The organism is Undibacterium sp. 14-3-2 (genome assembly GCF_016595265.1).
Classification (GTDB): domain Bacteria; phylum Pseudomonadota; class Gammaproteobacteria; order Burkholderiales; family Burkholderiaceae_D; genus Undibacterium; species Undibacterium aquatile.
Window position 1 is genome coordinate 107,631 of the sequence record NZ_JAENGS010000005.1, and the last position, 14,257, is coordinate 121,887.

12 protein-coding genes are annotated in these 14,257 nt (G+C 50.4%); 8 read left to right on the forward strand and 4 right to left on the reverse strand.

Annotated elements, in window-relative coordinates:
- The first annotated feature begins 20 nt into the window (after window positions 1–20).
- The gene (locus Undi14_RS12455) at window positions 21–596 is read left to right on the forward strand and encodes an SAM-dependent methyltransferase (protein WP_200180597.1); all 576 of its coding nucleotides are present in this window, start codon (window positions 21–23) and stop codon (window positions 594–596) included.
- 111 nt (window positions 597–707) lie between these two features.
- On the opposite strand, the gene Undi14_RS12460 is transcribed toward Undi14_RS12455, so the two are convergent.
- From Undi14_RS12460 to ispD, 3 genes are all read right to left on the reverse strand, one after another.
- On the reverse strand, window positions 708–980 hold the full coding sequence (locus tag Undi14_RS12460; RefSeq protein WP_186885391.1) for a DUF4404 family protein: 273 nt from the start codon (window positions 978–980) through the stop codon (window positions 708–710).
- A gap of 49 nt (window positions 981–1,029) precedes the next feature.
- Complete coding sequence (gene ispF, locus Undi14_RS12465) at window positions 1,030–1,533, reverse strand: 2-C-methyl-D-erythritol 2,4-cyclodiphosphate synthase (RefSeq protein ID WP_234030581.1); 504 nt, start codon at window positions 1,531–1,533, stop codon at window positions 1,030–1,032.
- Between the two features lie 161 nt (window positions 1,534–1,694).
- Window positions 1,695–2,402: a 2-C-methyl-D-erythritol 4-phosphate cytidylyltransferase gene (gene ispD, locus Undi14_RS12470; protein WP_200180599.1), complete on the reverse strand. Its 708-nt coding sequence runs from the start codon at window positions 2,400–2,402 to the stop codon at window positions 1,695–1,697.
- A 117-nt stretch (window positions 2,403–2,519) separates the two neighbouring features.
- On the opposite strand from ispD, the gene mfd reads away from it, so the two are divergent.
- The 4 genes from mfd (at window position 2,520) to Undi14_RS12490 (ending at window position 9,578) form a co-directional block, all read left to right on the forward strand.
- Window positions 2,520–5,951 (forward strand): transcription-repair coupling factor, encoded by a 3,432-nt coding sequence (gene mfd / locus Undi14_RS12475; RefSeq protein ID WP_200180601.1) that lies wholly within the window; start codon window positions 2,520–2,522, stop codon window positions 5,949–5,951.
- Between the two features lie 35 nt (window positions 5,952–5,986).
- Window positions 5,987–6,847, forward strand: a complete 861-nt coding sequence (gene serB / locus Undi14_RS12480; RefSeq protein WP_200180602.1) for a phosphoserine phosphatase SerB — start codon at window positions 5,987–5,989, stop codon at window positions 6,845–6,847.
- A 313-nt stretch (window positions 6,848–7,160) separates the two neighbouring features.
- The gene (locus tag Undi14_RS12485) at window positions 7,161–8,234 is read left to right on the forward strand and encodes a phosphotransferase (RefSeq protein ID WP_186885396.1); all 1,074 of its coding nucleotides are present in this window, start codon (window positions 7,161–7,163) and stop codon (window positions 8,232–8,234) included.
- A gap of 84 nt (window positions 8,235–8,318) precedes the next feature.
- Window positions 8,319–9,578, forward strand: coding sequence for an acyl-CoA dehydrogenase family protein (locus Undi14_RS12490; protein ID WP_200180603.1), 1,260 nt, complete (start codon window positions 8,319–8,321; stop codon window positions 9,576–9,578).
- Window positions 9,579–9,686: 108 nt separating this feature from the next.
- On the opposite strand, the gene Undi14_RS12495 is transcribed toward Undi14_RS12490, so the two are convergent.
- Entirely contained in the window at window positions 9,687–10,571 is an 885-nt protein-coding gene (locus Undi14_RS12495; protein WP_200180604.1) for a DMT family transporter, read from the reverse strand.
- 194 nt (window positions 10,572–10,765) lie between these two features.
- Here Undi14_RS12495 and Undi14_RS12500 point away from each other — a divergent pair, with 194 nt between their 5' ends.
- The 3 genes from Undi14_RS12500 to Undi14_RS12510 all read left to right on the forward strand — a co-directional run bounded on the left by Undi14_RS12500 (window position 10,766) and on the right by Undi14_RS12510 (window position 14,257).
- Window positions 10,766–11,458 (forward strand): glutathione binding-like protein, encoded by a 693-nt coding sequence (locus tag Undi14_RS12500; protein WP_200180605.1) that lies wholly within the window; start codon window positions 10,766–10,768, stop codon window positions 11,456–11,458.
- A gap of 66 nt (window positions 11,459–11,524) precedes the next feature.
- Window positions 11,525–12,751 carry a DUF2863 family protein gene (locus Undi14_RS12505; protein WP_200180606.1) on the forward strand — a complete coding sequence of 409 codons (1,227 nt, stop codon included), beginning with the start codon at window positions 11,525–11,527 and terminating at the stop codon, window positions 12,749–12,751.
- 315 nt (window positions 12,752–13,066) lie between these two features.
- A complete protein-coding gene (locus Undi14_RS12510; RefSeq protein ID WP_200180608.1) occupies window positions 13,067–14,257 on the forward strand; it encodes an acyl-CoA dehydrogenase family protein in 1,191 nt (396 codons plus the stop codon).

A 14,257-nucleotide genomic window follows, 5' to 3' on the forward strand; every position in this document is an offset into this window, starting at 1 on the left:
CACCCACATCCGGAACCGCTATGCTCATCATCACGATCAAACAAGGCAAAGAAAAGGCATTGCTGGAGGGGCAACCCTGGATTTACCTTTCTGCCATCGAACGCATAGACGGTAAATTTGGCGAGCGAATCAAATCCGGCGCAACAGCGCTGGTTCGTTCCTCTTCCGGCCAGTTTCTGGCACGCGCAGGATGGAGCCCAAAATCACAGATTCGAGCCCGGATCTGGACGCTCGATGAAAAAGAAGCGGTGGATCACGCCATGATCAAACGCCGGGTTCAGGCGGCGTTAGCGAAATCGCGTGCAGTAAAAAGCAAAGCGGGCAGCACAAAACGCCTGATTAATGCCGAAGCCGATCAGTTGCCGGGCTTACTGGTCGATTTTTACGGCAACAAGCCTGGCTATCTGGTCTGTCAATTTCAGGCGGCATGTGTGGATGCCTGGAAAGTAACCATCGTCAAAACACTGATCGCTGAAACTGGTTGCCCGAACGTGTATGAATATGCGGATGAACTGGTACGAAAAGGTGAAGGCTTACCGTGGAATTCCAGCGCCCTCGCAGGCGAAGCACCGCCGGAAGAATACGGGTTTGATTGAGCCCGGCTTATGAAATTCGGCCTTTGCTGTTGAACGAAAACGCAAAAAAGCCACGATTTCGTCAATGACAAATCGTGGCTTTTTCTTGTATTGCCTGTTCAGAGAGCCGATTTAAACGCCGATCTTCGCCAGCATAGAACCTAATTCACGCAATACTGGTTCCAATTTAGGATGTTCTGCGGCAAATTTTGCCGACAAGGCCAGAGAGCGTTCGCTCAGCGTGTCAAACACAGAGACATCATGTGTCTGATCGGAACTCAGCACCTGATGGATGTCCTGATTTAAATTTTCCAGCAAAGCCTTTAACTCATCGTCGACTTTTTCTGTTCCGGCCAGTTGTTGATGTGCTTCAGCCAGCAGCTGTTTCAGATTTTCGTGTTTCATTTTTTGTTTTCCTTTTTTATTCCAACTATTTCAGCTTTAGCCGAACAGCTTACTGATTATCGGCATGAAACACCAGCACCACGGCTTCCGCAGCAATACCCTCTTCACGCCCTAAGTAACCCAGCTTTTCATTGGTCTTGGCTTTGATGTTGACCTGATTGACATCGACCTGCAGGTCTTCGGCGATATTTTCTACCATTGCTGCGATATGCGGTGCCATCTTCGGTGTCTGTGCAATGATGGTCGCGTCCAGATTACCGATCACATAGCCTGTCGCATGCAAACGCAGCACGGCCTCACGCAATAACACACGCGAATCAGCGCCTTTAAAGCGCAGATCGGTATCGGGAAAATGCCGCCCGATATCACCCAGCGCCACGGAACCGAAAATCGCATCGGTAATCGCATGCAGCAACACATCGGCATCCGAATGGCCAAGCAGACCCTTGGTGTGCGGAATATCCACACCACCGATAATCAACCGACGCTCAGATACGAGTGCATGACAGTCATAACCTTGCCCTATGCGGAAAGGAAGCATCTTATTTTTCATCAAATAACCTTAATTTATTGATTCTCTACTCTTTACTGCTTTGCTTTATTTACAGGACTGACGCAATTTACCCAGGCAAGGCATGGTGACGAAGATAGTACGAATAGTACGGCTAAGAGCCATAACGCCGCAGGGGCGGTTTTGCGTCGGTCCTGATTTACTTATTTATTTCTTTGCAGATACTGCGCCGCCAGCAACAGGTCGGCGGGTAAGGTCACCTTCAGATTGCAGGCGTGGCCTTCGACCAGCACAGGCGAATACCCCATTAATTCGAGTGCACTGGATTCATCGGTAACCTGCTCCGCCTGATCCAGCGCCTTGCAGAGCAAAGCATAACGGAACATCTGTGGCGTCTGGGCTAACCATAAACCTTCGCGGGAAACGGTTTCTACTTTTCCATCCTGAATACGTTTGACAGTATCTACGACAGGCAAAGCGAGTAAGCCGCCGACCGCATCTGAGCCAACCTGCTCGATTAATTTCTGCAATAAGGCCGATGTCAGTCCGGGTCGGGCAGCGTCATGCACCAGCACCCAATCATTAGCATCGAGCTTATCTGCCAGATATGCCAGGCCGTTGCGCACACTGTCACGACGAGTTTCACCGCCGCACCGCAAAATGGTCATGCGTTCGGCTGCAAGCAAGGCTGTATCTGCAACAGCATCCTCTTCGCTGACCACCACATAAGTATGACTGATACCCGGAAAATTCAAAAACGCATTCACGGTATGTTGCAGTATCGATTTACCAGCGATGGTCAGATACTGTTTTGGAGAGTTCGCCCCCATACGCGCACCAACACCTGCTGCCGGAATCAGGGCAACATAACGTGGCAACTGGCCTTGCTGTTGTTTTAATTCTTCAGACATAATCAGATCAGTGGCGTTTCAATGCCTAACTGCCCCTTCGTTTATAATTGAACGCTCATTTTAACCGCGTATCCTGTTCCGTAAGATCGTTTTACGGCATCTTCCTGTCTAGCCGCAATGTCATTTGATTTCAGTAAATCCTTAGCAAAACCCGGCCATCGTCTGGCACTCCCCAATCTGCATGGTTCTTCTGATGCGTACGCGTTAGCGCAAGCCGCTACAGCGCTGAGGTCAGAAAAGCGCATGCTGACCGTGTTCGTCGCTAATCCCGGCGATGCCCAACGGCTGCTGGACGAGATACCGTGGTTCAACGCTGAATTGCGCTGCCATTTGCTGCCGGATTGGGAAACCTTGCCTTACGATGCATTTTCACCACATCAGGATCTGGTCTCTGAACGTCTTGCCAGTCTGTATGAAATTCAGAATGGCAATTGCGATGTCTTGCTGGCACCGGCGACCACCGCCCTACTCCGCATGGCACCGCCATCATTCCTCGCCGCGTACACTTTCTTTTTCAAAAAAGGTGACACGCTGGATGAAGCGAAGCTGAAATCTCAGTTGACGCTGGCAGGTTACAGCCATGTCAGCCAGGTGATGTCGCCCGGTGAATATTCGGTGCGTGGCGGCCTGATCGATTTATTCCCTATGGGTTCCGCACTGCCGTATCGACTTGATTTATTTGGCGACACGATAGAAACCATCCGCACCTTTGATGCTGATACCCAGCGTTCGCTGTATCCGGTGCCGGAAGTTCGCCTGTTGCCAGGACGCGAATTTCCTATGGATGAGCCAGCACGCGTTGCGTTTCGCAGCCGCTGGCGCGAAACATTCGAAGGCGATCCGTCGCGTTCGTCCATTTACAAAGATATAGGCAATGGCATTGCGTCTGCCGGTATCGAATACTATCTGCCACTTTTTTTCGAGCAAACTTCCACCCTGTTTAATTATCTGCCAGAAGCGCCGCATTTCGCGCTGGTCGGCAATATCGACGAGACGATACAGCGTTTCTGGACTGATACGCGCTCACGTTATCAATTTCTGAAATCGGATCGCGAGCGCCCGGTATTACCGCCTGAATCTGTTTTTCTGCGCGATGAAGATTTTTTTGCGGCGCTCAAAACGCAGGCGCGCTGGGTCATTGCTGACACCGAAAAAAACGCTGCGGCATCGGAAGTATCGGGCTTCCCACCAGATATCGCAGTCAACCGCCGCGCCGACGATCCGCTTACGAATTTGCGTTCTTTCCTACTGCAAACCGATAAACGCGTGATGATTTGCGCAGAAACTGCTGGGCGTCGTGAAACCTTGCAGCAGTACTTCAATGAATACAATATCCAGCTCAGTCTGTGTGAAGGCTACGCTGACTTTGTTACTGCCAACGCCAAACTCATGCTGGGCGTTGCACCCTTGCATGCCGGTTTCGTGCTGGCAGAGGATCTTGCTTTTATCACCGAAGCCGAATTATATGCAGGCAGTGGCAAACGCATAGGCCGCAAAAAGCAGGAAGCCACAACGCAAGTCGAGCACATGGTGCGCGATTTATCCGAACTCAAAATCGGCGATCCTGTTGTGCATAGCAATCATGGTATCGGACGATACATGGGGCTGATCAGCATGGATCTGGGTGAAGGCGACACCGAATTTCTGCATCTCGAATACGCGAAAGAAACCAAGCTGTACGTACCCGTCTCGCAACTGCACGTGATCTCGCGCTATTCCGGTGCTTCACCGGACGATGCACCTTTGCATACGCTGGGTTCAGGACAGTGGGAAAAAGCGAAGAAAAAAGCAGCCCAGCAAATCCGTGATACCGCAGCAGAACTGCTGAATCTGTATGCCCGTCGCGCCGCACGTCACGGTCATGCATTTGAATATTCAGCCAAAGATTATGAAGCTTTTGCTGAGAGTTTCGGCTTTGATGAAACACCGGATCAGGCCGCCGCAATTACTGCGGTGATCGGTGATATGACATCAGGCAAACCTATGGATCGCCTGATTTGCGGTGACGTTGGCTTTGGCAAGACCGAAGTCGCCTTGCGCGCCGCCTTTGTGGCAGTTATGGGCGGCAAACAGGTCGCGATTCTGGCACCGACCACCCTACTCGCTGAACAACACGCACAGACCTTTGCCGATCGCTTTGCTAACTGGCCGGTCAAAATCGCTGAATTATCGCGTTTCCGCTCCGGCAAGGAAATCAATCTTGCGATCAAAGGTATGGGCGATGGCACCGTCGATATCGTGATCGGCACACATAAACTTTTGTCGGATGACGTGAAATTTTCCCGGCTCGGCCTGGTGATCATCGATGAGGAACATCGATTTGGCGTACGTCAGAAAGAAGCTCTGAAGTCACTGCGGGCCGAAGTCGACGTGCTGACACTGACCGCGACACCGATTCCGCGCACGCTGGGCATGGCACTCGAAGGTTTACGTGATTTTTCGATTATTGCGACCGCACCGCAAAAACGTCTGGCGATCAAAACTTTTGTGCGTAGCGAAGATGATTCAGTGATTCGCGAAGCTTGTCTGCGCGAATTGAAACGCGGCGGTCAGGTTTACTTCCTGCACAACGAGGTGGAAACGATAGAAAACCGCAAGGCCATGCTGGAAGCACTGTTGCCAGAGGCACGCGTGGTGGTGGCACATGGTCAGATGCATGAACGTGATCTGGAAAAAGTTATGCGCGATTTCGTAGCGCAACGGCATAACATCCTTCTGTGTACGACAATTATCGAAACCGGTATCGATGTGCCGACCGCGAATACCATCATCATGCATCGAGCCGATAAATTTGGCCTCGCACAGTTGCACCAGTTACGAGGACGTGTTGGCCGCTCGCATCATCAGGCCTATGCGTATCTGCTGGTACATGATGTGCAAGGACTGACCAAACAGGCAAACCGACGGCTGGAAGCAATTCAGCAAATGGAAGAACTCGGCAGTGGCTTTTACTTGGCGATGCACGATCTGGAAATCCGTGGTGCGGGTGAAGTGCTGGGTGATAATCAATCAGGTGAAATGCATGAGATTGGCTTCCAGATGTATTCCGACATGCTCAATGAAGCGGTACGTGCGCTGAAGAATGGCAAAGAACCTGATCTTGCCGCACCTTTATCGTCAACCACCGAAATCAATCTGCATATCCCGGCCTTATTGCCAAACGACTTCTGCGGCGATGTTCACGAACGGCTGTCGATATACAAACGTCTGGCCAATTGCAGCAAAGCCAGTGCGATCGATGATATACAGGAAGAAATGATCGATCGTTTCGGCAAGCTGCCGGAACAGGTTAAGTCTTTGCTGGAAACCCATAGACTGCGGGTCGCCGCCAAGCCGCTGGGCATCATCAAGATTGATGCCCATAACGAAGCGGCGACTTTGCAATTTGAACCGCAGCCACCGATCGATGCGATGCGCATCATCGAGCTGGTACAAAAGAACAAACACATCCGCTTGAATGGTCAGGACAAACTGCGCATCACTGCCAACATGCCTGACCTCGCGAGCCGGGTTGCACAAATCAAGACCACGCTTAAAGCGCTGCATTGATTATCACCTAGATTTTCCTACTTATCGATCCGTTCATGACCATCACACAATTGACCATACAAGGCGTGCATCCCATTCATGGGCCGCATCAGGCTTTACTGCAAGAAATTATCGATCACAGCAAGGCAACGACATCCAGCCAGTTAAATGACTACGCGCTGCGTCTTAATGGCGTCAGCCTTGACGATACGGCATGGGCGCTGATACAGCAGCAATGCTTCGACGCTGAGCTGGATGTGACCGCGCAAAAACAAGCCCGCGCCCTCAGTGACTTTAAATTGGTGGCGATGGACATGGATTCGACGCTGATCACCATCGAATGCATCGATGAAATCGCGGATATGCAAGGTCTGAAACCACAAGTCGCAGAAATCACCGAAGCTGCCATGCGCGGTGAACTTGAATTCTGCGAAAGCCTGACGCGCCGGGTCGCGCTACTCAAAGGACTGGATGCCTCAGCATTGCAACGCGTCTACGATGAACGTTTGCAACTATCGCCGGGGGCAGACAAGATGCTGAAAGCGATTCAACAGGCTGGATTGAAAACCCTGCTGGTCTCTGGCGGTTTTACTTTCTTCACCGATCGCATGAAATCTCGCCTGCAGCTCGATCATACCCATGCCAATGTCCTCGAAATAGAGAATGGCAAACTAACGGGCAAAGTCGTCGGTGGCATCGTCGATGCAGATGAAAAGAAAAGAACCGTTGAACGCGTCTGTGCAGAAATGGGCGTCACACCAGATCAAGCCATCGTGATGGGCGACGGTGCTAACGATTTAAAAATGATGAAAATATCAGGTATGTCCGTGGCCTTTCGCGCCAAACCCGTGGTCCGCGCACAAGCCGATGTCGCATTGAACTTTGTCGGACTGGATGGTGTGTTGAATTTATTCTGAACGCGTTTTGAACTCGCTATAAGTTTCCCATCGGCGGCTCCCTCCATTTCATTTTTCACGCTTTCACGAATAAGGGCTTCAGACACAGAGTTTGAAGCCCTTATGCGTTCCGAAACACAACACAGCACACCGAACCTGTCACAACAACATGCCGAGATGCGCTCTCTGGGTGTCTGTTTTCTTCCGCAATAAAACTGAAATAAAAAATAGTACGAACGTTCGATTACTTAGGTTAAAATAGTTTTGACCGTCTGCTCCGAAGTTTATCCGGGGTTAAGATCACATAACAATTTATATCCGCCAGGAGACATTGATGTTTGAAGAATTCATGGGCACCATGCCGGTTGCTGATCGCCAGAAATTCGATATAGGCGCACTTGCTGACTATATGCGGCAACATGTCGAAGGCTTCGATGCCTCATTAGCAGACCAACTGGTGGTAGAACAATTCAAAGGCGGCCAGTCTAACCCTACCTTCAAACTCAGCGCGGGTAATCAACGTTATGTGATGCGCGCCAAACCTGGCCCTGTTGCCAAGTTACTGCCATCTGCACACGCGATAGAACGCGAATTCAAGGTCATGAATGCGCTGAATAAAGCCGGCTTTCCGGCTGCCAGACAATACGCACTGTGCGCCGATGAAGACGTGATTGGCCGCGCTTTCTACATCATGGAATTTGTCGATGGCCGTGTGTTGTGGGATCAGTCTCTGCCAGGCATGACACCAGCGCAACGCGGTGAAATTTATGATGAAATGAATCGCGTCATAGCGCAGCTGCACACCATAGACTATGCCGCTATCGGTCTGGCGGATTACGGTAAGCCAGGCAATTACTTTGCGCGCCAGATAGATCGTTGGACGAAACAATACCGTGCATCGGAAACCGAAAAAATCGAAGCGATGGATAAGCTGATCGAATGGCTGCCGCATAATATTCCAGCCGGTGACGACACCAGCATCGTGCATGGTGATTATCGTCTCGACAATATGATGTTCCATCCGACTGAACCACGAATTCTGGCGATACTGGATTGGGAACTTTCCACACTCGGTCATCCACTCGCAGATTTTTCATATCACTGCATGAGCTGGCATGTGACACCGGGGCAGTTCCGTGGCATTGCAGGTCTTGATCACAAGGCACTGGGCATTCCTTCCGAACAGGAATACATCGCAAAATATTGCGAACGTACGGGTAAAACCATACGTCCGGAAGATTTCAATTTCTATCTTGCTTACAATCTGTTCCGCATGGCGGGCATTCTGCAAGGCATCATGAAACGGTATGTGGACGGTACGGCATCCAGCGCTCAGGCGAAAAAGTCTGGCGAATCGGCAAGACCTATGGCGGAGCTGGGCTGGAGCTACGTACAGAAACAAGCATAATGGTTTTTATCGTTCTTATCGTTTAATAAGAACACAAGCAGCAGGCAATTCATTTTCATCGTAAAAACAAAAACCGGAGACAAAATGGAATTCGAATACTCAGATCGCTGTAAAGAGCTGCAAGCTAAATTATTGCGCTTCATGGATGAACACATTTATCCGAACGAACAAGCCTACAAAGAAGAGATAGACCGCAATGGACTGGAAAAAGGCAACCGTTGGATCGCAACGCAAATTATTGAAGATCTGAAGCCGAAAGCCCGCGCAGAAGGCTTATGGAATCTTTTCCTGCCAAAATCAGCGCGAGCCCCAGAGGGTTTATCGAATCTCGATTACGCACCTTTATGCGAAATCATGGGTCGCGTCGGTTGGGCGCCGGAAGTATTCAATTGCTCCGCGCCGGATACTGGCAACATGGAAACCATAGAACGTTACGGTACCGAAGAACACAAAAAACAATGGTTAGAACCGCTGCTGCGCGGTGAAATCCGCTCGGCTTTTGCGATGACTGAGCCTGGTGTTGCTTCATCAGATGCCACCAATGTGGAAACCCGCATTGAGCGCGACGTCGATCATTATGTGATCAACGGCCATAAATGGTGGATATCCGGCGCTGGTGATCCGCGTTGCTCCGTCTATATTCTGATGGGGAAAACCGATTTCAATGCGGCACGCCATGCGCAGCAATCGATGATACTGGTTGATGCAAAAACGCCGGGCATCACGGTGAAACGCCCTCTTCCTGTCTTCGGCTACGACGATGCACCGCATGGTCATTGTGAAATCCTATTTGAGAATGTGCGTGTGCCGGCGTCGAATATCCTGCTCGGTGAAGGCCGTGGTTTTGAAATCGCACAAGGTCGCCTTGGCCCTGGACGTATTCATCACTGCATGCGTGCGATTGGTGTGGCAGAACGGGCACTGGAGTTGATGTGCAAACGCCTGAACAGCCGCACCGCATTTGGTAAAAAGATTTCTGAGCAAAGCATCTGGCGTGAGCGCATTGCGGAATCCCGTATTCAGATTGATACAGCGCGTTTATTGACGATGAAGGCGGCGTATCTGATGGATACGGTCGGCAACAAACATGCGCAGGCAGAAATCGCAATGATCAAGGTACTGGCACCGAATGTCACACAGCAAGTGCTGGATTGGGCGATACAGGCACACGGTGCTGGCGGTGTTTCCGGCGATTTCCCACTGGCAGCGCAATGGGCTGGCAACCGTACTCTGCGTCTGGCTGATGGCCCCGATGAAGTTCACCGCAATGCGATTGCGAAACTGGAACTGGCGAAGCACATTGATCTGAAAGAAGATTTGGGCTTGCCTATCACCCGTTCGTGATTGGCCCCGTGAGCAACGTCATCTTGCTCAACTTAAACAAAAAGGCGAAGAATATCTTCGCCTTTTTTGATTCCGCGGGAAATCAGCCCCAGAGTTTTTCGTGCAGGATCAGTGCGCCTTCCCATGCCAATACGATACCGCCACCGTCGCTGAAATCACGATAGCGCAGCCTATCAAAGCCCGCAGGTTCGGGGTTTCATGTAACACCAGATACGCAATGGCTATTCCATACACTGGTTCCAGCGAGGTCATCAAACTCGCAAACCGGGTAGAAACATGGCGCAGGCTATACATGAACAAACCGTGCGAGATCGCAGTAAACACAACACCCATCAGTGCCAGCCCCCACCATTCATTGGCAGAAATCTGACTAAGTCCACCATTCACCAACACAAACGGCAGCAAAGTAAGAGTGGCGACGCTATTTTGCAGAAATGCCAGCCGGAACGGTGCAATATGACCGCCCTGCCAGCGATTTGCCAATACCAGTAAAGCAAAGCTGAATCCAGAAAAAATACCAAGCAATAAACCGGTCACTGGCGATTGCGCTGCCGCATTTACTATGTCGCCCGCTCCACTGATATCGCTGACCATCACGACCATGCCGACCACTACCGCCAGTGCCGCATACCAATCCTTAACATCTCGTTTTTCCTTGAACAGCCACGGCTCCAGCCATGTCACGAACAACGGAAAACTGGCGAACCCCATCAGGCCATAGGTGACTGGTGCCACCTTCATCGCGGCAAAAAAACTCAGCCAATGCACCGCCAGCAAAGCGCCGCACAGGATGACCGTTTTTGGCACCGCGCGAAAAGAAAACTCGCGTTGAACCAGCAATAAAGGAATAAGGCTGAGGCTGGCAAACAAGGTCCGACCAAACACCAATAATAACGAGGACACCGCCAGCACTTTACTCAATACACCCGCACTGCCGAACAAAAATATCGCAAAATGCAATGCGACATAAGGTACAACCGAACTGTTTTTCATCAATCTGTACACGCAAGCAAGACAAGGATGTTGCATGATGCCATCATTCTCTGCATCTGGTAAGGCATAAAGCCTGAGACAATGAAAAAGAGGATTCTGTGCGCAAAGTGACAAACCTCTGCATAATAAGCATCAGAAAACGCATCAGATCAGTATTTAACACCTGTCCGACAAATCCATAATGGGAGCACACGATGATAGACGTTTATTCCTGGCCTACACCGAACGGTCACAAAGTCCATATCATGCTGGAAGAATGTGGTCTGGCGTACCGCGCGATTCCGATTGATATCAGTGCTGGCGATCAGTTTAAGCCTGAGTTTCTCGCGATTTCTCCGAACAATAAAATTCCGGCCATTGTTGATGCCGACGGCCCCGATGGGCAACCGATTTCTTTATTTGAATCCGGCGCCATTTTGCTCTATCTCGCCGGGAAAACCGGTAAATTTCTCGGCAACACTGACAGAGAAAAATATGACACCCTGCAATGGCTGATGTTTCAGATGGGTGGCTTTGGCCCTATGCTGGGCCAAACACATCATTTCCGCGTTTATGCGCCGGAAAAAATTGACTACGCAATTGATCGATACACCAATGAAGCAAGACGACTATATGGCGTCATCGACAAAAAACTTGCAAGCTCTGAGTATCTCGCTGGCGACGAGTACACGATAGCCGATATTGCCGTGTTTGCCTGGGCGCGCTCCTTTGTCAATCAGGGAATAGACTGGGCCGATTTCCCTGACGCAAAACGCTGGTTTGATGTCATCAACGCCCGCCCTGCGGTTCAGAGAGGTGTGCAGGTTCTCGCCAATTTACGCAAACCATTAGAAACTGATAAATCAAAAGACATCTTATTTGGCAAAACCCAGTACGCTAAAAAATAACGTTAACCACTCACAGAAGGAAGCGCGGCGAAGATAATAATCCGCCCGTTTCTTACCAGGATTTATATGCGCCGACCTGTAAAACGAAATAGAATCAAGCTCGCCGCAGAAAGCCAGAGACTGGTGAATTTGTCACTGGCGGTCGCACAATCAGCGAGTCGCATCGAGGATCTGACCTGGCAGGAAAAGCTTGATCTGTATGTCTCGAAAAATCTGAGACAGCATCATCAGGAAATCGTTGATGCGGCGGCAGAGAATTTATTTGCATCTCATCCCAACGGTTACGAAGTCTTGGTTGAAACACTGGAAACGGTCAGCACCTGCTCCAGCGTTGAAATACAAGGAAAAAAATTCACGACGCTACTCATCGCGGCACCAGTGCTGGCATGGACCCGTTTTGAAATCGCATCCGGGGCGATTCCGGCTGACATACTGTCGCAACTATCCGGAAAACTGATAAACAATATGCTGATGCCGTCCACAAAGCTGCGTCTGCTGCCGCATTTATATTCAATCGATCAGTTGCCACGCAATCACTGCGAGACTTATGCGCTACTGGAACGCCATGCGATGGCTGTCTTGAAAGACAGCAGTTATCCGGTTGAGACTGAGCACGCACAAACCGTTCCTTTTCTGGCGGATATACGCTACGTGCTTGGGGTATTGGTAGCACCCGCTGACGCGCCGATTTTTCAGTGGCAGGCATTAGAAGCCCCTTATGACTGCACAACTGCAAAAAGTAATGCCCTGCTCGCGTGGCAGGAACAGGCTGCCCCCGCCATCAAACACGTGCTGCCTGGGTGTGGCATTGAACTCCTGTTACCAGAGGCGTTTTACACCGCTTGCCGCGAAGCCGATGTCAAAATTCGACCGGCATCGATACGCTCAGCCATATTTTATCTGACGCAGACGTTGAACAAAGAAGCGTCACAACTCAGCGTTGTGATTGCCTCTTGTGGGGTGCAGGACACACCGGGTCAGATTGACGAGTTCAGAATCAGCTTTTGCCTGGCTGATGCTCCCGAAGTGATCTATGGCGTGGTCTGGCCACTGTATCAGGCAGAAGATCAACTTACTGCGGTCAGCCTTGACGAAAGTGGAAAACTGACTGGCGATATCCCGGACATACTGACTGATTGCGGCATTAGTAATATTCTTCAGATAGACGAAATTTTTGCGATGGAATTTTGCGACGATTGCGGCACGCCATTATTCGCAGACCGCGATGCCGAACTGGTACACCCTGAAATGCCCGATGACACTCCATCTCCCGGCACGGCACACTTCCACTGACCCATCCCGACGCTCATCTGACCAGCGATACATTTGCTGGTCAGATGTTATCCCGCTTATTTCGCACATTTTGTCTGTTTACTTCGCAAAATCCTCTGCCCAGCTTCGCCTGAAGTGATATTTTTTCAGGCAAGCACATTTGCAGTCACCGAAATTTAAATCCGTTGTACAATAAGTTTTGAACGGTCGTGCTTTTTTATTTCAATCTGAAACTGTTGTCAGTTTTGTCGAAGGAAATCAGAAAGAAATACAAGGCTCACACGCGCAGTAAAAACAGACCGTCAATCATCCAGGCATTCAACCTCAGGAGACAATATGGATTTGAATTACACACCGGAAGATCTCGCCTTCCGGGATCAGGTGCGCAGTTATCTGGAAGCAAACCTCCCAACTGACCTGCAGCAAAAAGTATTGAACCACAAACGCTTATCCAGAGAAGATTTTGTCCGCTGGCACAAGATACTGGCCAAACAAGGCTGGGTCGCTACAGGCTGGCCGAAAGAATACGGCGGTACCGGCTGGACGCCGACGCAACGTCATATTTTCGAGGAAGAATGCGCGCGCGCAGGCACGCCGGCGATCCTGCCATTCGGCGTGAATATGGTGGCGCCTGTCATCATGGCGTTTGGTAATCAGGCACAAAAAGAATATTACCTGCCGCGCATACTGAATTGCGATGACTGGTGGTGTCAGGGTTATTCAGAGCCGGGTTCAGGCTCCGATCTCGCTTCACTCAAAACCCGTGCTGAACGCGTCGGTGATGATTACATCGTGAACGGCCAAAAAACCTGGACCACGCTGGCGCAGCATGCCGACATGATCTTCTGTCTGGTACGCACAGAACCTAACGGCCGTAAGCAAGAAGGCATTTCTTTCCTGCTGATCGATATGAAAACCCCGGGTATCACGGTGCGTCCTATCATCATGCTCGATGAAGACCATGAAGTGAATGAAGTGTTCTTCGATAACGTCAAAGTGCCAGTACAAAACCTGATCGGCGAAGAAAACAAAGGCTGGACTTACGCCAAATACCTGCTCGGCCATGAACGCACAAATATCGCTGCAGTTGGCCGTGCAAAACGCGAATTACAATTCCTGAAACGTGTCGCTGCTGAACATCATAAAAATGGCCAACCACTGATCGATGATCCGGTGTATGCGAATAAAGTCGCGACTCTGGAAATCGAAATCATGGCGCTGGAAATTACGGTGATGCGTGTGATTTCTCAGGATAGCGGACGTCCGGGGCCGGAAGCCTCTTTGTTGAAAATCAAAGGAACAGAGATTCAACAGCGACTGACAGAATTAATGGTCGAAGCAGTCGGCCCGTATGCGCAGCCTTTCGATCCGGCATTCCTCGAAGGCGAGAATGAGCACAGCATCATGGATGACGACGATGCCGCCGCCCTCGCCGCTTACTACTTCAACTTCCGTAAGACCTCCATTTATGGCGGCTCTAACGAAATTCAAAAAAATATCATTACCCAAATGATTTTAGGACTGTGA